At 62.3% G+C, this 17,741-nt stretch carries 20 protein-coding genes and 1 other annotated feature; of the genes, 7 read left to right on the forward strand and 13 right to left on the reverse strand.

The genetic code is table 11. From position 1 onward, the window contains the following. Positions 1 to 4: 4 nt before the first annotated feature. Genes AB4Z55_RS01980 through AB4Z55_RS02015 form a run of 8 tightly spaced genes read right to left on the reverse strand, consistent with a single transcriptional unit; the run spans position 5 to position 7,709 of the window. A complete protein-coding gene (locus tag AB4Z55_RS01980) occupies positions 5 to 961 on the reverse strand; it encodes an MlaD family protein (protein ID WP_064572168.1) in 957 nt (318 codons plus the stop codon). Then, the gene (locus tag AB4Z55_RS01985; protein WP_064572167.1) at positions 958 to 2,001 is read right to left on the reverse strand and encodes an MlaD family protein; all 1,044 of its coding nucleotides are present in this window, start codon (positions 1,999 to 2,001) and stop codon (positions 958 to 960) included. Before AB4Z55_RS01985 ends, AB4Z55_RS01980 begins: the two co-directional genes overlap by 4 nt. Beyond that, positions 1,998 to 3,059, reverse strand: a complete 1,062-nt coding sequence (locus AB4Z55_RS01990; protein ID WP_064572172.1) for an MlaD family protein — start codon at positions 3,057 to 3,059, stop codon at positions 1,998 to 2,000. Before AB4Z55_RS01990 ends, AB4Z55_RS01985 begins: the two co-directional genes overlap by 4 nt. Continuing rightward, entirely contained in the window at positions 3,053 to 4,048 is a 996-nt protein-coding gene (locus AB4Z55_RS01995) for an MlaD family protein (RefSeq protein WP_238422770.1), read from the reverse strand. The genes AB4Z55_RS01990 and AB4Z55_RS01995 overlap by 7 nt, the downstream gene beginning before the upstream one ends. Then, positions 4,045 to 5,058: an MlaD family protein gene (locus AB4Z55_RS02000; RefSeq protein ID WP_238422769.1), complete on the reverse strand. Its 1,014-nt coding sequence runs from the start codon at positions 5,056 to 5,058 to the stop codon at positions 4,045 to 4,047. The genes AB4Z55_RS01995 and AB4Z55_RS02000 overlap by 4 nt, the downstream gene beginning before the upstream one ends. After that, positions 5,055 to 6,092: an MlaD family protein gene (locus AB4Z55_RS02005; protein WP_238422768.1), complete on the reverse strand. Its 1,038-nt coding sequence runs from the start codon at positions 6,090 to 6,092 to the stop codon at positions 5,055 to 5,057. Before AB4Z55_RS02005 ends, AB4Z55_RS02000 begins: the two co-directional genes overlap by 4 nt. An 8-nt stretch (positions 6,093 to 6,100) precedes the next feature. Further along, positions 6,101 to 6,964 carry an ABC transporter permease gene (locus tag AB4Z55_RS02010; RefSeq protein ID WP_014928961.1) on the reverse strand — a complete coding sequence of 288 codons (864 nt, stop codon included), beginning with the start codon at positions 6,962 to 6,964 and terminating at the stop codon, positions 6,101 to 6,103. Positions 6,965 to 6,974: 10 nt separating this feature from the next. Continuing rightward, a complete protein-coding gene (locus tag AB4Z55_RS02015) occupies positions 6,975 to 7,709 on the reverse strand; it encodes an ABC transporter permease (RefSeq protein WP_033206584.1) in 735 nt (244 codons plus the stop codon). 260 nt (positions 7,710 to 7,969) lie between these two features. Here AB4Z55_RS02015 and AB4Z55_RS02020 point away from each other — a divergent pair, with 260 nt between their 5' ends. Beyond that, the gene (locus AB4Z55_RS02020) at positions 7,970 to 8,446 is read left to right on the forward strand and encodes a PaaI family thioesterase (RefSeq protein WP_004023289.1); all 477 of its coding nucleotides are present in this window, start codon (positions 7,970 to 7,972) and stop codon (positions 8,444 to 8,446) included. A gap of 135 nt (positions 8,447 to 8,581) precedes the next feature. On the opposite strand, the gene AB4Z55_RS02025 is transcribed toward AB4Z55_RS02020, so the two are convergent. Next, positions 8,582 to 8,713 (reverse strand): hypothetical protein, encoded by a 132-nt coding sequence (locus AB4Z55_RS02025; protein WP_369519013.1) that lies wholly within the window; start codon positions 8,711 to 8,713, stop codon positions 8,582 to 8,584. A gap of 138 nt (positions 8,714 to 8,851) precedes the next feature. On the opposite strand from AB4Z55_RS02025, the gene AB4Z55_RS02030 reads away from it, so the two are divergent. Then, positions 8,852 to 10,134, forward strand: a protein-coding gene (locus tag AB4Z55_RS02030; protein WP_085949824.1) for an IS3 family transposase whose coding sequence is annotated in 2 segments (ribosomal slippage) — positions 8,852 to 9,140 and positions 9,140 to 10,134 — 1,284 coding nt in all. Because the reading frame shifts where the segments join, the coding sequence is not laid out codon by codon here. Continuing rightward, positions 9,130 to 9,258 (forward strand) — a sequence feature (AL1L pseudoknot). It overlaps the preceding gene by 129 nt. 133 nt (positions 10,135 to 10,267) lie before the next feature. On the opposite strand, the gene AB4Z55_RS02035 is transcribed toward AB4Z55_RS02030, so the two are convergent. Then, entirely contained in the window at positions 10,268 to 10,531 is a 264-nt protein-coding gene (locus tag AB4Z55_RS02035) for a helicase associated domain-containing protein (protein ID WP_004022477.1), read from the reverse strand. Positions 10,532 to 10,666: 135 nt separating this feature from the next. Between AB4Z55_RS02035 and AB4Z55_RS02040 the strand changes: the two genes are divergently transcribed. The 3 genes from AB4Z55_RS02040 to AB4Z55_RS02050 all read left to right on the forward strand — a co-directional run bounded on the left by AB4Z55_RS02040 (position 10,667) and on the right by AB4Z55_RS02050 (position 12,870). After that, positions 10,667 to 11,758, forward strand: coding sequence for an IS630 family transposase (locus AB4Z55_RS02040; RefSeq protein ID WP_068884350.1), 1,092 nt, complete (start codon positions 10,667 to 10,669; stop codon positions 11,756 to 11,758). 23 nt (positions 11,759 to 11,781) lie between these two features. Beyond that, on the forward strand, positions 11,782 to 12,120 hold the full coding sequence (locus tag AB4Z55_RS02045; protein WP_033204248.1) for a hypothetical protein: 339 nt from the start codon (positions 11,782 to 11,784) through the stop codon (positions 12,118 to 12,120). Positions 12,121 to 12,291: 171 nt separating this feature from the next. Further along, positions 12,292 to 12,870, forward strand: coding sequence for an RES domain-containing protein (locus AB4Z55_RS02050; protein WP_231896066.1), 579 nt, complete (start codon positions 12,292 to 12,294; stop codon positions 12,868 to 12,870). Positions 12,871 to 13,020: 150 nt separating this feature from the next. Here the strand turns inward: AB4Z55_RS02050 and AB4Z55_RS02055 are convergent, their stop codons facing one another. From AB4Z55_RS02055 to AB4Z55_RS02065, 3 genes are all read right to left on the reverse strand, one after another. Then, positions 13,021 to 13,470 carry an Imm63 family immunity protein gene (locus tag AB4Z55_RS02055; RefSeq protein WP_004020847.1) on the reverse strand — a complete coding sequence of 150 codons (450 nt, stop codon included), beginning with the start codon at positions 13,468 to 13,470 and terminating at the stop codon, positions 13,021 to 13,023. Then, positions 13,467 to 14,180 (reverse strand): TNT domain-containing protein, encoded by a 714-nt coding sequence (locus AB4Z55_RS02060; RefSeq protein ID WP_004020848.1) that lies wholly within the window; start codon positions 14,178 to 14,180, stop codon positions 13,467 to 13,469. The genes AB4Z55_RS02055 and AB4Z55_RS02060 overlap by 4 nt, the downstream gene beginning before the upstream one ends. Positions 14,181 to 14,299: 119 nt before the next feature. Continuing rightward, a complete protein-coding gene (locus AB4Z55_RS02065) occupies positions 14,300 to 15,232 on the reverse strand; it encodes an AraC family transcriptional regulator (protein WP_101820397.1) in 933 nt (310 codons plus the stop codon). Between the two features lie 238 nt (positions 15,233 to 15,470). On the opposite strand from AB4Z55_RS02065, the gene AB4Z55_RS02070 reads away from it, so the two are divergent. Beyond that, on the forward strand, positions 15,471 to 16,682 hold the full coding sequence (locus AB4Z55_RS02070) for a cytochrome P450 (protein WP_101820398.1): 1,212 nt from the start codon (positions 15,471 to 15,473) through the stop codon (positions 16,680 to 16,682). Between the two features lies 1 nt (position 16,683). After that, positions 16,684 to 17,727: a 2Fe-2S iron-sulfur cluster-binding protein gene (locus AB4Z55_RS02075; protein ID WP_369519014.1), complete on the forward strand. Its 1,044-nt coding sequence runs from the start codon at positions 16,684 to 16,686 to the stop codon at positions 17,725 to 17,727. Positions 17,728 to 17,741: the final 14 nt, after the last annotated feature.

A 17,741-nucleotide genomic window follows, 5' to 3' on the forward strand; every position in this document is an offset into this window, starting at 1 on the left:
GGCGTCAGCGAGGTGATGGCGTGACGGCGATCGGAATCTGCGCCTGCCCCCGATGTGACGCTGGGAATGTTCGAGCCAGAAGATCACCGATCGATCCGAAGTCGATGTATGTGTCTGCGACTTTCGCCGTCGCCGGCTTCACCGCGCGGGTAATGGCGACAATATCGGGCTGGAGTATCTGGATGTAGCCGCTGAGCTTCTCCACTAGCTTCAGGATCGGTGGCCATTTGTCGTAGGACGTAGAAGTGAAAACGATGAACGCACGTTGGATCCTCGCCAAACCGTCGACGGCATCCGGGGTCCGGACCGACGCGGTGCTGAGCACACCGCCCACGTTCGACATAAGGCCCAGGAGGAACTCGGCATTGTCCGCAGTGGTACGGACGGCACCGTCGTCACCGACGAAGTCCACGAGGCGGTGCATCATGTCTCCGATCGTGTCGAGGTCCTTTTGCCGGCCGTCGACTGCCGCCGAGATCGTTTCGTTGATGGACTGAATCGATGCTGGATCGAGCGCGTCCGCCACTGCCGACATTTTCGGGAGTACCTGGGGAACGGATTGGGACACGTGGATGGCGCCGGCGGGCACTAGGTCCCCACTACGCAAGTACTCACTGGTGGTTGTGCCCGGTGGGATGAAATTGATGTATTGTTCTCCCGCGACCGAGAGGTTCTGAATCGTCATGATACTATCGCGAGGAATCTTATAATCGGAGTCGATGGACATGTCGACGGCGAGCTGATTACCTGTGACGCGAATTGATGTCACCTTTCCCACCGGCACCCCCTCTAGCATTACCGGTGATGTGTCTAGAAGGCCGCCCGAGCTCTCGAGTATGGCCGAGATCGCGTAGTCGGTGCGGAACGGGTTTACCCGTGCCACGTCGATGATCAAGTATGTCGCTCCGACGAGGAGAACGAGGACAAGGGCAACCAGCGATACGAGGGTGCTGCGGATCATGGCATCATTCCGATCGCTCGCAATACGGTTATGAACGACTCGGCATCACGCCGCGCCAGTTCTCGGCCATCGATAGACACATCGGAGACGTTGATATCTGGGGAGCTTACGAATGGGATGAGCTTTTCGCGTATTACACGAGCCGCCTTGTCGGAGACATCTTTGGAGTAGATGTCTGAGTGCGCGATGGACGCGACCACTGGCGCGATCGCGCCCACCGTTTCCTTGATGCGGGAATACTCAGGATCGACGATACGGCCTGCGGATACCGCGAAGTCGCGCAGATTAGCGATGAGTAGCGCTACGTCAATTAGCGAGTAGCCCAGACCATAAAAGTTCACTCCCCCCTTGGTCAACATTCGGTCTGTACCTGACGGGTCGGCCAGGATCACTTTGAGTGTGCGATCGGCCGACTGCAGGATTACGTCGAGTTTGTCGGTGTTGGCAGACACCTCAGACACGGTGCGCAAGGTCGTGCGGTAGAGCGCATCGAACTCGGCGGGGTCACTCGGAAAAGTCGAGTTCAGCGTCGATATCGCGGTATGGATTTTATCGAGTTCACCCCCGCCCAATACGTTAGCCATACCCCGCATCACGTCCTCGACGTTGGCAGCCGGTGCGGTGCGTGAGAGAGGTATTACCGATCCCGCGCGCAGCAAGCCTTGGGTGGACTGCTGTGCAGGGGGAAGGATGGCCACGTAAATCTCGCCCAGGAGAGTGTCTTGGCGGAGTTCTGCGCGCGAATCTTCAGGCAGTTGAGCGTCTCCGTTGATTCGGGCGGCAACCAGCGCGTGGCCTCCGTCGTAAGCGACGCTGGTGACGGTACCGACGTCAATCCCTCGAGAGAGGACTTTGGCACGGGCAGGCAAGTTCAGAGCACTCGTGAACTCGATCTCGATGTCGTAGCCGTCTCGGGCGTGTGATCCACCGATGGTCGGCGGGTTGTCAGCACTGATGCTGCAGGCGGCGAGGGCGATAGTCGCTACGAACAGCGTCACGATCGCGGCCGTGACGCGGCGGAGGTAGCCGTAGATCATCATCGAGATTGCCCTCCGATCAAGTTGGCGATCGTCGCCGCTTCGTTACCCGTCGCGCAAACGTCCTTGACGGAAGGAGGAGCGCACGCGTTCTTGAGGGCCTGCAGTGGTACAGATATTGCGAATGCCCGCAGGATCGACTTCGCATCTGGATGCTCAACGATGAGGTCAGCTGTTCGAGCGGCGACGGACGCAAGTATGTTTTCTTGCTTGCCCGCTTGCGAGAGGAGAGGAACCGCAGCATCTCCAAGTGAGAAAATAGGTGGCCCGAAGTCAGACGATAGGCGCGACAGGATAGGGACGAAGGTGCCTGCGTACTCTGTTGCGGCGCCGAATGTTTGACCGAAAGCAACAATCACCTCAATTGCGCCTACGAAGTTGTCGAATAGCTGGGTCACCTCAGTACTGTTTTCGGTGGCAACACCGGTTAAGGTGGCGAGATTGGCGACAATCCTGCGTATCTGGCTATCACGCCGGGTCGGATCGTTGATTAGCGTGGCCGAGTCCTGGAGAATGCCGGATATATCACCCTGGGTCCCTTCCATGTTTTTCGAGACGAGTGTAAGTGCCTGAAGAATCGCATCCGTGTTACGTCCGTCGTCCTTGACGAGTTCGTCTGAAAGAGTGCTTATCGCGTCGAGTGTTTGACTAATCCCCAGTGGGGTCTTGGTCTTTTCCAGTGGGATACACTCAGCCGACTTGTAATATTCTCCGCCACGATAGGGCTGGGTGAACTCGATTTGTCGTTCGGTGACAATCGAGGTGGACACCAGGGTCGCACCCACATCTGCGGGAAGTGGCACGGTCTTGTCGATCCGCATATCGACACGCACACCTTTCTGTCCCTCCTCGTGGATGCTTACGACGCTGCCCACCTTCTTGCCGAGCATCGCGACGGAATTGCCTTCGTACAGACCTGATGCGTCAGAAAACTCCGCACATAGTGATCGCGTGTCGTCGTCGGGTGTCGCATAGTCGATTCCGACGCCCCCGATCACTACTGCCAGTGTGACAATGGTGGCGATCGGGATCAGATGCCGACGCATCCGCTCCGTCAACATTTGTTATCACCAATCGGGATACAGACGCGGACGGTCGGTTCATGACTCGCAGGTCCGACCTGCGGAGCATTGAGGAGAATGCTCAGTCTTCTGGTGATCTGATCGACCTGGGCCAGCGCGTCTTGGTAGGCGGGCATCTGGGCTGACACCTTGTTTAGAAGGATCTTAAACTGCTGTACCGATGGTTCTATACCGTCGCGGTACGCGACAAGCGGCCGGGTCAGCAACTTAAAAAGACGACGTAGATAATCGAACCCGCTCTGGACGTTGGCGATGTCTGGTCCAAGGGTGCGGGCAAGGAAGCTGAGCTGGCGGAGGAAGTCCACGAGTACCTGCTTGCGGTTGGCGAGGGCGGCGACATACTCGTCGGACAAAGCCACCGTCTTGTCGAGTTGTGCGTACTGACGCTCCAGCAAGTCCATCAGGCTGCTCGCGTTTTGAAGGGCGTTTGGGATGTTGGTGTTTCCGTCGGAAAAGGCATCCTGTAGCAACGCCGCCGTGCGCCGTAGATCAACACCACGCACGTCACGGAAGACCGGTGTAGATGTCTCCAGGGTGCTGGAAATATCATAGGTGCTGCCTGTCTGCACCAGTGGGATCGCGCCGTCAATGGCCGATGGGCCTGAGCCTGGGTCGAGGTCCAATACGCGTCCACCGATAGGGGTGATGAGACGGACGTTCGCCGTCGCGTCCGACCGAACGGCAATCGAGTCGTCCAGCCGGAACCGCACGGTGATGAACGTTCCGGTCAGGTCGACCGACGCTACCTTGCCTTTCCTGATCCCGGCGATACGTACCTGGTCGCCAGCTTCCAATCCGCCGGTGTTGACTAACTCAGCGCTGTAGATAGTTTGTCCGGGCGGCGAGATATACACAGCTCCGGCGGCGACGAGACCGGCCACCGTGACCATAGTTACGACCCCCGCCAGGATGAGGTCCCGCCGACGCTGCGGGCGGTGATGCGGACGCTTGCCGAAGAAACGGGTCATTGGCACACCACCAGTCGTTGACCCATCAGGGCGATCTGCACTGTTCTCGGTAGGTCGAGCACCCCTCGGGTACACCCTGCCGCCGAGGGCGGGGGAGTCGCGTTGGATGTTGCGGCCAGGGCGTCCAGGAGCGGCTTCAGGAGAACGGCACCATTCAGTAGGCCTTCTGTATCCCCTGGCTCCCGCACTAATCTCTGAAAGATAGCCGCGAAGCTGGTGTCGTAGGTCGACTCGATCTGCTCACCGGCGAGTACAGTCTTTGCCATCGAACGGTTGACCTCTCGCAGCGAGGCCCGCAGTCGATCGCTCACGCGGCTGAACGCATCGACGATTGACCCCAATTTGTCTATCAACTCAACCAGTTCAGCGGAGCGCCCCATCAACTGGTCGGACACCTGCCCCAGGCTCGTCACAATATTGGTGATGATCTCTGAACGCTGGTTCCCGTAATCAGTGATGTTCGCGACTTGCTTCATGACTGGTGCGATACCTCGACCGTCTCCCTGGGCAACCCGTAGAAGGTTCGACTGAAGCTCGTTGATTTCCGCAGTATTCAATGTATCGAATACTGGTTTGAAACTGTTGAATAGTGTCGATACGTCGAAGGACGGGACGGTCTTCTCGAGTGCCACCTGTGTGATCGAGTCCTGGTCGGCGCCTTGTCCGGCATTGATAAGTTCCACATACCGCTGCCCCAGCAGATTTTGGTAACGCACAGCGGCAGTCGTCGCGGGGGTAATCGCGACACCGTCATCCAGTTGGAAACGGACGATCGCTGTTGAGCCCTCGAGATCGACAGCCGTTACATATCCCACTTTCACTCCAGCGAGTCGTACCCCGTCGCGGGGCTTGAGTCCGGAAGCGTCGGCAAACACCGCGGAACGCTGCGAACTGGGTGATCCTTCGTTGGTCGGCTGCAGAATCGCGATGATGACATATGAAAGGACTCCGATGAGAGCGATGAACGCGACGATTTTAATGATTGTGGGTGTTAGCGACCTCAGAGTCATCGAGTGGCACCCCCCATTCTCAATGCGCCTTGTAGGGCAGGCGACGTCTGGACCACCAGCGCTAGCTGGAGCTGGACCCGTTCGTTGAATTTCGGCAAGGCTTTGTCGATGCCATCGAGGATCTGCGGGATCGTGTACACCGTGCGAACTAGCCCCGAGGCGGATCTGGCGACGGGCCGCGCTAGGTCAAGGCCGACGTCTAACAGCGAACTCAGGGCTGGGTAATTCTTATCGAGCAGGCCGCCGAGCCCACCGAACAGAACCTTTCCCGTGTCGCCGAGATTACTCTTCGTGCGGTCGATGTTTTGTTGGGTGGCGAAAAAGTCAGCGATATCGACGTTCTTCAAGACGCCAGGGACAAACGGCGTCATGAAGTCGGCGACTCCGGTGGACAGGTTAGCCGCAATTTCTAGGTCCTCCCCGACCGGCCGTTTCTGGACATCCCGCGTGAGTTGCGCAATCTGGAAAACGAGTCTTCCGCTATCAGCCATTGCCTGCGAGTCCTCAACGATGAACCTCACTACCGCTTCAAATGAGGGCTGGTCCAGTGCCTCGACCAGCGTGGAGATCTTGCGAACAAGCGTTGACACCGAGGTCTGTTCAGATTGCAACCTGCTCACGTAGACACTCCCGCCGGAACCGATGGGTGGTCCTTGTCCAGGATCTACGATCTCCAGTGCAGTTGGTCCCAATGCGTTTGACGAGGTGTAGTTCACCGTCATGCCCTGCCGGAGAACTAGGTCGTTACCGGAACCGGTGAGGTTGATTTTGACCGCCGCGCCACGGTCTCGAACCGCGATGCTCGAGACCTCCCCCACGGTGAACCCAAGGTACTTCACCTCCGATCCCCCCTTCAACCCGTCGCCTATCGCGTCGGTGTTGATGGTCAACGACGTGTGATCGCTGAAGTCGCCGTTAGCGTCACTTATCAGTAAGTAGGCAGCTATCGCGCCGAGGATCAATAGGGCGACCCCCCGAAGGGCCAGGTTCCCGTGCGACGGCTCGCGTCCGGACGGATCATGAAAGACAGCCACTGAACCCCCTACCCTGAAATCCGTACGCCGGAATCGAATCCCCACATCAGAAGGGTCAAGATCATGTCCTCCACGACGATGACTATGAGGCTCGTGCGGATCGCTCGACCGGACGCTCGACCCACCCCCTCAGCTCCGCCCGTGGCGAAGTAGCCCTGATAGCTATGGATAATCACTACAGAAATGACAAATACAAGAACTTTGATAAGCGAGAAGGCAAGATCCTGAGGTTTGAGGAACTGGTCGAAATAGAAATCGTAAGTGCCGCCGGATTGGCCGTGAACTTGTGTGACGACGAGTTTGGCGGCCCCGAATCCGAGAATGAGCGCGACGATGTACAAAGGAATCACGGTCGTGATCGACGCAACTACGCGAGTGCTGACGACGAATGGAATAGGACGTACCGCCATAGCCTCGAGAGCGTCGATCTCCTCGGAAATGCGCATGGAGCCGATCTCAGCTGTCAACCGGCAGCCGGCTTGTGCTGCGAACCCGATCGCCGCGATCATTGGCGCAAGCTCTCGGGTGTTGGCATAGGAAGAGATGAACCCCGTCAGTGAACCCATCCCTACGAGGTCCAGCGAGGCGTAACCCTGGATACCGATTGAGGCGCCGACGGCGATGCCGAGGATGGCGAGGACGATGGCCGTTCCACCACCGACCAAGACTGCACCTCTGCCCCAGGCGAATTCTTGTATGTAGAGCAGGGTTTGGCGTCGGTAGGTGGTGATCACATGGCGGATGCCGAGGACCGCGGCGATCACAAAGGTCGCGACGTGCCCCAAGCGTTCAGGTACGTGTACAACTGGCGCGATCACGGCTTCGACAGGGCGGGTGGCGGCGGAGAACCTCCGGGAGGGAACGGTGGTCACGAGGCGTTTCTCATCCAATAGTTTGGGGGACGAACATGGTTGTTAATTGCGTGATAAAGACATTGATCACGAAGCATGCGACGACGCCCAGTACTACGGTGGCATTTACTGAGGTTGCGACGCCTTTAGGGCCGCCTTTCGTCGACAGGCCGCGGTGACAAGCAATCGTCACCACTACAAGTCCGAACACCAGCGATTTGCATAGAGCGACAACGATGTCTGTTATCGATGCGAACGAAGCGAACGAGGCGACGTAGCTGCCTGGTGTGATGCCTTGGACGTCGACGCTGATGGCGTAGCCCGCCAGCAGCCCGGTGAAGACGATTAGCATGCAGAGCAGCGGCGCGGTGATCAACACAGATACGAACCGGGGCGCTACGACTCGCCTGATCGGATTGAGTCCGAGTGTCTCCATGGCAGCAATTTCTTCGCGAATCGTTCGAGCACCCAAATCAGAGGCAATCGCTGATCCGGCCGCGCCCCCGAGTAGGAGGGCGGTAACGATGGGCGCTCCCTGTTGAATGATCCCGAGGCCGCCAGCGGCGCCAGCTATTGACGTGGCCCCAACTTGCTGAGTGAGGCTACCCACCTGTACTGACACGATGACACCGAATGGCACAGCTACCAGAATCGCCGGCAGAGTTGTCACGACGATGACGAACCAGGTCTGCGATACGGCTTCGCGAAACGGAAATCGTCCTGTAGCAATGTCTACTGCTACCCACCGCAGGGCCTGACCAGCCAAGCCGACGGTGTTACCAAAAGTGGCAGCGCCGTCTAGCAGACGGTTGACGCCGGTGCCGGTGGTGATGGCCATCTCCCCCCCCTAGTGCGTGTGGTGTGCGCCACTCCATTCGCGTGTGCGTAATGGACAGTATCAGGTACTCGCAGTATTACCTATAGTGGTGAGCACAGACCGTGTTCGGGACCGGTTCCCCACACCTCATCGATCCCCCCGCACCCTGTTGCGTAGGTGGCGGGCTGAGTTAAGGACAACGATCAGAGATGACCCCCGAAGCAAGACTGCCGGCACACTCGTCCCAATGCATGGGCTGCGGAAGCAGCAACCCCCACGGACTTCAACTTGAGGTCTACCGGAGCGGCGAGCGGGTGTACGCCGATCACACCTTCGACGAGAAACACCTCGGCGCGCCCGGGTTGGCGCACGGTGGCGCGATCTCGGCCGCCTGCGACGACATCATGGGTTTCACCCTGTGGATCGCGCGGACCCCCGCGGTGACCCGCACCCTGACCGTCGAATACCGCCGGCCGGTCCCGCTGCACACTCCCATACGTCTCACTGCCTGGATTGACCACGAGTCGGATCGCCTACTGCACATCGCGGCCGCCGGATCGTTCGATGAGCAAACGTACTTCACCTCTAGCGGTGTTTTCGTCAAGGTCGACGTTGCTCACTTTCGACGTTATGCCGACGTATCAACAATCGATGACTTCTTCGCCAACTTCACGCGGTCAGACTGACGCCGCACGCGTCTCCGTTCTGCGCGCCGCCAACTCTGCGAGGTACGCGACCACGTTCGGCGATCCACCGCCAGCGGTCAGGCTGCGACGGTCAACAGGGCTGGAACTGCAAACGCTCGGCCTTCCACTGCCGGTTCAGTAGCGACAGGAAAACAACACCGCAAGGACCGGCTTGACCGCGAGGGTCAGGCCGAGCGGAATGCCCGCCCACCAGTCGCGGCGCTGCAGCATCAGGCTCGTACACAGCGGCTGAACCATAACGGTCACCGGCAGCACTGTTCTCACAGGATTGGAGGGGAGGGCGGCGAGCTCCCTCGAATGTGCAGCTCTCTTCCTTCCGTCCTGGCTACAGTTGAACCGCCCCGGGTCTGTCGGAGGCTCTCGAACCTGTGAAGGATGGAGAGCATGGCAGCACCACGCAAGTACAGTGAGGAACTCAAGGACCGGGCCACCCGGATGGCATGTGAAGCGCGACGAGATCCCGATTCGTCGAGAGGTGCGATCAAGCGGATCGCCGATCAGCTCGGAGTCCATCCCGAGGCGTTGCGCAATTGGGTTCGTCAGGCCGAGATCGACGGCGGGGTCCGCCCGGGCACCACGAGTGAGGACGCTGACCGCATCGCGGCGTTGGAGCGGGAGAACCGTGAACTGCGGCGAGCGAACACGATCTTGAAGCAGGCTTCGGCTTTCTTTGCGGCGGAGATCGACCGCCCACAGCGCTGATCGTGGAGTTCGTCGCGGCTCACCGCGATGAACACGGAGTCGATCCGATCTGTGCGGCATTGCGCGATACGTCCGCCCAGATCGCTCCGTCCACGGTACGAGCCCACCTGAGCCCCCAGAAGACCGAGGCGCCTCGTGTGGTGCGTGACCGGGAGCTCCTTACCCAGGTCCGCGCGGTGCATGCCGACAACCTCGGCGTCTACGGTGCCCGCAAGGTGCATGCCCAATTGCGCAGACAGGGCCATAGTGCTGCCCGCTGCACCGTCGAGCGATTGATGAAAGCCGATGGGCTGCAAGGGATAGCGAGACTCAAGACACGCAAGACCACGCGCAGCGAGGGAGCTGAAACACCCCGGCCGGCTGACCGGGTCAACCGTCAGTTCACCGCGGCGGCACCGAACGCGTTGTGGGTGGCGGACCTGACCTACATCCGCACCCACTCGGGCTGGGTGTACGCGGCGTTCGTCCTGGACGTGTTCTCGCGGATGGTCGTCGGCTGGCAGGTCTCGACCACCATGCACACCGACCTCGCCCTCGACGCCCTGAACATGGGATTGTGGGCACGGTCGCGTGCCGGCCACGACGTGGCCGGGCTGATCCACCACTCCGACCGCGGAGTGCAATACCGAGCCATCCGCTACACCGAACGACTGGCCGAAGCCGAAGCGGTGACATCTGTTGGCTCCAAAGGGGATTCATACGACAACGCGATGGCTGAGGCGTTCAACTCGCTGTTCAAAGCCGAATGCATCCGTAACCCCGTGATGCGCCCGCGAGGCGGCTGGGCAGGTGTGGGCGAGGTCGAGATCGCCGTCGCTGAGTACGTCGAATGGTTCAACCACCGCCGCCTGCACGGCGAGATCGGACACGTCCCACCCGTCGAGTACGAGAGCGCCTACTGGTCGACCCAAACCGTCACCAGCTACCGTGAGAACCCGGTCCCCGCAAACGCTGGAACCAACTAACCGAGCCTCCAGCAAACCCGGGGCGATTCAAGTCGCTACGACTCGCGGTAGTACTAGGTTGGCCGACTGTTTAGGCCAGTGCGAGGAACAGTTTCTCAAGCTCCGCTTCCGTGAGCGGTGGCTGCTCGCCATCTTACGGTCGCGATGCATTGACGCATCCCTGATTAGTCCGGATGGTCCACCGCCAGTCCGGGAACTCGGTCTCGAGCCGTTCGATCCGCTCGGCCGACAACCGGCCCTTGCGGTAGTCAGCGCTGCGGCTCTGCACCCAGGTGCCGATCGCGAATCCGTCAATGACATCGCGCCGGCGGGCGTTGCTGGTGCCGTACACCGCGACGTAGCGGTGCAGGTGCTCGAGCCCGGCCTCGAACCGCCCATCGCCAATAGATTCAGCCACGACAGCTCACGAGTGTGTTCGACGTTGCCGTAACGGGAAGACCGCGCTCAAGTGCGGTCATCACTGGAATGTAGCGCGGCGAACCCCACCTAGTGTCCTGAGTCATTAATTTCCGTTCGGTTGTTAGGCTAGGGAATGGCAACCCGGGGTCCGCGAGCAGTGGATATTGTTCTGACTGATGACGAGCGCCGTGAGCTCGAAGGGTGGGCGCGTCGGCGAACGACGGCCTCGGGTTTGGCGATGCGCTCACGAATCGTTCTCGCCGCCGCTGATGGCGGTTCGAATACTGAAGTGGCACAACGACTCGGCCTCAATCGCAGTACCGTGCGGCGCTGGCGAGGCCGGTTCGTCGAGCACCGCTGCGAGGGGTTGCTCGACGAACCCCGGCCTGGGCGACCTCGCACCGTCGACGACGAGCAGATCAAAAACTTGATCACCGCGACTCTCGAGACCACTCCGAAGAATGCGACACACTGGTCGACGCGGGCGATGGCCGAGCATCTCGACATGTCACAGTCAACCGTGTCGCGTGTGTGGCGGGCGTTCGGATTGGCTCCGCACAAACAGGATTCGTGGAAGCTGTCGAGAGATCCCTTGTTCACCGAGAAGGTCCGCGATGTCGTCGGGCTCTATATGAACCCACCCGAACGTGCCCTGGTGCTTTGCGTTGACGAGAAGACCCAGATCCAAGCTCTCGATCGCACCCAGCCGATCTTTCCCATGCTCCCGGGCACCCCGCAACGGGCCAGCCACGACTATGTGCGCAACGGCACCTCCAGTCTGTACGCGGCGTTGGACATCGCGTCGGGAAAAGTGATCGGTTCGCTTCACTCACGGCATCGGGCAACAGAATTCATCGGGTTTCTCCGCAAGATCGACGCCGAGGTGCCCGACGAGCTCGACGTCCACCTGGTCATGGACAACGCCTCTACCCACAAGACGCCCGCGGTCAAACGATGGCTGACCTCGCACCCACGATTCGTTGTCCACTTCACCCCGACGAGCTCATCCTGGATGAACCTCGTCGAACGCTGGTTCGCCGAACTGACCACCAAGAAGCTCCAACGCTCCCCCCACCGCACCGTGAGAGCGCTCAACGCCGACATCAGAGCATGGATCGAGACCTGGAACGACAACCCCCGCCCCTACGTGTGGGTCAAGACCGCTGACCAGATCCTCGACTCCATCGCCCACTACTGCACACGAATTAATGACTCAGAACACTAGCTGCCTACGCCGAGGCGGCTCGTATGTCGCAGCCCGAACTGGTGGCTGCGTTGCGAGATCTGCTCGGCGCGCGGCTGGTCGCCTACCTGGGTCGGGTGAGCGAGACCCGGGCGGTGCGGCAATGGGCTGACGGCACCCGCACCATCGCCAACCCCGAGGACGTCGAACGGCTCCGGATCGCCTACCGCGCCGCCCGCCTGATCACCGAACGCGACACCCCCGCCGTCGCACAAGCCTGGTTCCAGGGCCTCAACCCGGTCCTCGACGACCGGGCGCCGGCATTGCTGTTGCGCGACGGCGAGCTCGCCGACGTCGGACCGCAAGTACTCGCCGCCGCCCGCCAATTCGCCGCGGTGGGATGAACCAACCACAGCCTTCGACGATCAGCACCCCGCACGGCCCGATCACCACCAGCATCCGGACTGCCACGCCCATATATCGAGTCGGATACGCGCCCAGCCCGTGGGAGTGGACACCATGGGAGTACGCCACCGACGACCGCTTCGCCGGCCGCTGGGACGACCCCGACGGGGGTGTGGCGCACCTTGTACTGCGCCGACACTCCCCTGGCCTGCTACCTCGAAGTCCTCGCCTTCGCCCGACCCAGCCCACAACTGATCGCCGAGCTCGACGACATCGTCGTCGACGAGGAAGACGAGCAGGACTACCCCGCGCTGCCGCCCGGCCACGTTCCGCGATCGTGGTGCGATCTACGGATGATCGGTCACGGCACCCTGACCGGACGGTTCGCGGTGCCCGCCGACCCGGACAGCCTCGCCACCCTCCGGACGGTGTTTCGGCCGCTCGCGATCCGCTACGGGCTCGATGACCTCGACACCGCCGCGTTGCGGGACGGCCGGCCCCGCGGGCTCACCCAGGCCATCTCCCGCTGGATTTACGCCCTCACCGACCACGGCCATGCAGCGGTCGACGGGATCGAGTTCGACTCCCGACACGGCGACCAGCTGCGCATGTGGGCGCTCTATGAACGCGCCGCCGACCCCGACATCAGCCCCCACATCGACGTTGTCGATCACTGCCCCATCGACGCCGCGGATCCACAATTGGCCCGCGCCCTGACGCTCCTCGGACTCGAGTGGACCCCCGCGTAGACCGGACTGAAAAGGCCGTGCCGCAATGTCGAACGAGTATGAGTCTGGCTCGACCAGCCGTGGTGACTACGATCGTCTCTTCGAGACCGGGATAGCGAACCTGCACCGCTACGCCGCCCACACCGGTGGACGCCGATTCCCGGCCTCGTCTCAGCCGTGGTGCCCGCCCGGCAGTTGCGCCAGTTCACGATCGTCGGCTCCCTGGTCGACCAACCTCTTCCGGGTCCGCTCCAGCCACGTACGGGCCCACCCCGGGTCGGCCGCGGTCAGCATCCGATACTGCTCCGCCCAGATCCGGCGCAGATAGTCGGGCGCGCCGGGCGAGTGCAGCCGATACGACGCCGCTTCGGCGATCGCCACCGCAACCCAGCTCAGGAACTCCTCTGGATCGCTGGACTGCCGGTCGAACATCACCGTGCCGCGTTCGCGAATGATCAAGTGCCACACACCGTCCGAGTCGCGCACGCACGAGGGCGTCGCGTCGTCGAGGATGTGACCCAGGCGAGGCACATCGGACGGCTCCGCCGACATCGTCGCCGCGAGATCGGCTATCCGGCTGCGCATCTCGGGGTCGAGCTGGTCGTCGGCGCCCGACGTCATCCGGGGAAGACGCTCTCGAGCACACCCGAACACAGCAACCACTGGGTGTTGACGAAACCGCCTGTCTCGTTGAAACATCCGCGATGGTCCTCGATCAACCCGGGATCGAGGAGCTGCTGGTCGATCTGATATTGAATGCCGCCGCCCGGCTGACCGAAGCCCTTGGCGATACGTCCGGTCCACACCTTCACCGAGCGCATGACCACGTACACGTGGTAGTTGCAGAACTGAGGGTTGTCTTTGTCGACGAGGTTCTCCGGCGGAAGCGCCCGCCTCTTGTAGTGCGTGCCCGCGGGGGCCAGGAAGCGACCATTGGCGGGACCATAGCGATCTATCCGCTTGTTCGGGTTGAGGGTGGTCAGCGACTTCTTGGCGGACCCGTCGGGGTTCAGCGTGTATCCGTCGTGGTCCGGATAGTCCCACTTGTCCCCTTTCCGATACGTCTGCAGGAACTCGCTCGGACTCAGACCCGCGAGCCGGTCGTAACCCCTCAACTGCGGACCCACCGGGGCATCGGTCGCCAGAATCTTCGGACCGAACAGTTCGTCGTTGTACAACAGCTGTGCGGAACATCCACCCGCCTCCGGCCCGCCCAGCGATCCGAAATCCAATGCGCCCAAAGGGTTCGGCGCGGCGGCCGCCACCCCTCCCCCGGAGAGTGCCAGCGTGACACTGATGAGGGTGGCAAGCAGAGCATGGCGACGTTTCATGGCCGCGCCTTTCGATGGGTCCGTCGGAATCACGCAGTGCGGAAACTAACCGATCGGCGTCGCCGCGTGGTCTGAACTGCGAAGTTCCGGCACAGATTCGAGCGGTACCCCCGGAATGCCTACCGCCGACGGTGTTCCGACGGCGGGATGCCGTAGCGCTTCTTGTACGCGGCCGCCAGCCGACTGGGGCTCGAAAAGCCCCATCGCGCAGCAACTTCGGCCACCGTGTCGGTGTTGTCCGCTTCGGTGAGGTCGTGGTGAGCCCGGTCGAGTCGGATGTCCCGTAGCGTCTGGGTCGGACTCGCACCGACGTGTTCGGCGAAGCCCTCCTGCAGCCGCCGGAGGCTCGAGCCGCCCAGTTCGGCCATGTCCGCCAGACGCCAGTCGCGTCCCGGATCGTCATGCAATGCGTCGAGCACACGCTTGACCATCCGCGGGCGCAGACCGGTCCCCGCCTCTTCCGGAGAGACAGCGAGGAGGAACGCGCTGCTGATCGCGCTCGCCAGCTGCGGTCCGACCAGTGGGTTCGACAGGAGGTCGGCGGGTTCGCGCACCTGGGCCGACAACGCGCGCACGAGCCCGAACCACGCCTGCTGGTCGGGTCCGGCGAGATCCAGCTGATCGGGCAGCCGCAACTGTGAACGCAGCGCCGACGCCCGGACCCGGTCGGCCTCGCATTCGAGGTAGTCGGCGTCGAACTTCACCCCGACCACGACACAGTCCGCGGACCACCGGGTGATCGTCGACGGGCGATCCGCGGTGAAGACCGTGGCCTTGCCTTCCTCCGACGTCGTCTCCACCGACCCGGCGCGCGAGTCCAGGACACCGCGGATCGGGATGTTGATCTCGTAGGCACCCGGGTAGTCGCAGGAGATGGAGACGTCGGTTCCCCAGTTGAGCTTGCCGATCGTGACCGGTCCCAGCTCGACGGTCTGCAGGTTCAGATTCAGCTGATCCGGCGACGACAGCGCGGTCAGCTCATGCGGGAAGTACACCTCTTCGACGGCACGATGCGCCGTCTCCCAGTCGCTGGTCGATGTCGTGCTCCGCATGGACTTCTTCCTCGTACTCCGGTCGCGCAGGGTCGTGCATCTCGATTCAACCCGGTGACACACGACACTCGCCACCCGGTTCGGAGACTGCGATCACATTGCCGCGCGATCGGTGCCGCCGACGCGCGAAGCGTATCGACCGCCCGGTCGGCGGTCCCTAATGTCACCTCGCACCGGGTCGCCGACAACCTGCCGGCCGCCGCCCCCGGCTCTCGAGACGAACACAGCGGAGGAACCCATGACCAGCACCATGTCGTGGATCGACGACATCACGATGACCGAACTCGAACGCAACCCCTACCCCGTCTACGAACGGCTTCGCGCCGAGGCGCCGCTCGCCTATGTCCCGGTTCTCGGGTCGTACGTCGCGACGACCGCGGACATCTGCCGGTCGATCGCCACCAGCCCCGACTTCGAGGCGGTGATCACCAAGGCCGGCGGCCGTACCTTCGGACACCCGGCAGTGATCGGGGTGAACGGTGCGATCCACGACGACCTACGGTCGATGGTCGATCCAGCCCTGCAACCCCAGGAGGTCGACCGGTGGATCGACGACCTCGTCCGGCCGATCGCCCGCCGGTACCTGAGCGACTTCGAGGACGTGGGGCGCGCCGAACTCGTCGGCCAGTACTGCGAACCCGTCAGCGTGCGCGCGCTCGGCGACCTTCTCGGCCTTCAGTCGGTGAGTTCGGACAAGTTGCGCGAATGGTTCCACAAACTGTCGGCGTCGTTCACCAACGCGGGAGTCGACGAGAACGGCGAGTTCACCAACCCGGACGGCTTCGCCGAGGCCGACGCCGCGAAGCTGGAGATCCAGTCGATCGTCAATCCGCTGATCGACAACTGGATCGAGAATCCCGACGACAGCGCGATCTCCCACTGGTTGCACGACGGTATGCCCGAGGGACAGACGCGCGACCGCGACTACATCTACCCGACGCTGTACGTGTACCTCCTCGGAGCGATGCAGGAGCCTGGCCACGCCATGGCCTCCACACTGGTCGGCCTCTTCAGCCGGCCGGACCAATTCGAGCAGGTCGTCGACGAGCCGAACCTGATCCCGCGCGCGATCTCGGAGGGCATGCGGTGGACGTCACCGATCTGGTCGGCCACGGCCCGGATCAGTACGAAGGACGTCGAGGTCGCGGGCGTCGACCTACCGGAGGGCTCAGTGGTCCTGATGTCGTACGGTTCGGCCAATCATGACCACTCCGTCTACGAGGCACCGTCGGACTACGACATCACCCGACCGCCGTTGCCGCATCTCGCATTCGGTGCCGGCAACCACGCCTGCGCAGGAATCTACTTCGCCAATCACGTGTGCCGGATCGGACTCGAAGAGCTGTTCGAGTCCATCCCGAACCTCGAGCGCGACAACAGCAGCGACGTCGAGTTCTGGGGTTGGGGTTTCCGCGGGCCGACGTCACTGCACACGGTGTGGGAGGTGTGACGTGTCCGACCCGACGACCCGGCCCGGCCCGACGGCCTTCCGAATCGACGCCGGCAACACCTCGGTGACCTGCGGTGACCGACAGCGAGTTCTCGATGCCCTGTTGCGCCAGGGGGTGTGGATTCCCAACTCCTGCAACCAGGGCACCTGCGGCACCTGCAAGGTCCGGGTGATCGACGGCATGGTGACCGCCCCGCCTGCCCCCGACAGTGTCCTGTCCGACGCCGAGCAGCAGCAGGGATACGTGCTGTCGTGTCAGTCGACACCCATCACCGACATCGCCGTCGAACCGCCCGCCGCCGAGTGCGGCGAGCGCCATCACCTGTTGCGCGATGTCGCCGGAACGGTCGGTTCGATCACCGCGGTGGCCGATGACACCGTGTCCATCACGGTGTCACTCGACGAACCGTTCGAGTTCACGGCCGGCCAATACGTCGAGTTGTCGATCCCGGGCACCGGCCAGACCCGGCCGTACTCGATGGCCAACCCGCCCAGCGAATCCGACACTCTCGAGTTCCACGTCCGAAGGCAGCCAGACGGTCTCGCCACCGACCGGTGGATCTTCGATTCCCTGACGGTCGGGGCGGCGGTGTCCATGACGGGACCGTGGGGCGACTTCTGCCATCAGCCGGGCGAACCCGACGTCGGGCTCATCCTGCTCGCCGGGGGAACCGGTCTCGCGCCGCTGAAGTCGATCGCGAGAGCAGCACTCGACGCCGACCCCGATCGTGAGATCCACGTCTACCACGGCGTCCGCACCGAGGCCGAGCTGTACGACGTCGACTTCTGGCGCGCACTCGAGACCGAGCACCCGAATGTCCGGTACACGCCCTGCCTCAGCCGCGAAGAGTGGAGCGGCCGTACCGGTTACGTCGGTGACGCGATGATGGCCGACTTCGACTCCTGCCGCAACCACTCGGCATACCTCTGCGGCCCGCCCGCGATGGTCGAGGCGGGGGTCCGGGCCCTCAAGCGACGACGCATGCCGCCCCGGCGGATCAAGCGGGAGAAGTACACGCCCGCAGCGAGTCTCGTGACCCTCTGAGTCGACCCGGAGGC

The organism is Gordonia sp. ABKF26, from assembly GCF_041103195.1.
Taxonomy (GTDB): Bacteria; Actinomycetota; Actinomycetes; order Mycobacteriales; family Mycobacteriaceae; genus Gordonia; species Gordonia terrae.

What these genes read in the sequence shown, in the direction of transcription:
- AB4Z55_RS01980 (WP_064572168.1), bottom strand. Translation starts at nt 961, where the DNA reads ATGATCCGCAGCACCCTCGTATCGCTGGTTGCCCTTGTCCTCGTTCTC.
- AB4Z55_RS01985 (WP_064572167.1), bottom strand. Translation starts at nt 2,001, where the DNA reads ATGATGATCTACGGCTACCTCCGCCGCGTCACGGCCGCGATCGTGACG.
- AB4Z55_RS01990 (WP_064572172.1), bottom strand. Translation starts at nt 3,059, where the DNA reads ATGTTGACGGAGCGGATGCGTCGGCATCTGATCCCGATCGCCACCATT.
- AB4Z55_RS01995 (WP_238422770.1), bottom strand. Translation starts at nt 4,048, where the DNA reads ATGACCCGTTTCTTCGGCAAGCGTCCGCATCACCGCCCGCAGCGTCGG.
- AB4Z55_RS02000 (WP_238422769.1), bottom strand. Translation starts at nt 5,058, where the DNA reads ATGACTCTGAGGTCGCTAACACCCACAATCATTAAAATCGTCGCGTTC.
- AB4Z55_RS02020 (WP_004023289.1), top strand. Translation starts at nt 7,970, where the DNA reads ATGACCCCCGAAGCAAGACTGCCGGCACACTCGTCCCAATGCATGGGC.
- AB4Z55_RS02040 (WP_068884350.1), top strand. Translation starts at nt 10,667, where the DNA reads ATGGCAACCCGGGGTCCGCGAGCAGTGGATATTGTTCTGACTGATGAC.
- AB4Z55_RS02045 (WP_033204248.1), top strand. Translation starts at nt 11,782, where the DNA reads ATGTCGCAGCCCGAACTGGTGGCTGCGTTGCGAGATCTGCTCGGCGCG.
- AB4Z55_RS02055 (WP_004020847.1), bottom strand. Translation starts at nt 13,470, where the DNA reads ATGACGTCGGGCGCCGACGACCAGCTCGACCCCGAGATGCGCAGCCGG.
- AB4Z55_RS02060 (WP_004020848.1), bottom strand. Translation starts at nt 14,180, where the DNA reads ATGAAACGTCGCCATGCTCTGCTTGCCACCCTCATCAGTGTCACGCTG.
- AB4Z55_RS02065 (WP_101820397.1), bottom strand. Translation starts at nt 15,232, where the DNA reads ATGCGGAGCACGACATCGACCAGCGACTGGGAGACGGCGCATCGTGCC.
- AB4Z55_RS02070 (WP_101820398.1), top strand. Translation starts at nt 15,471, where the DNA reads ATGACCAGCACCATGTCGTGGATCGACGACATCACGATGACCGAACTC.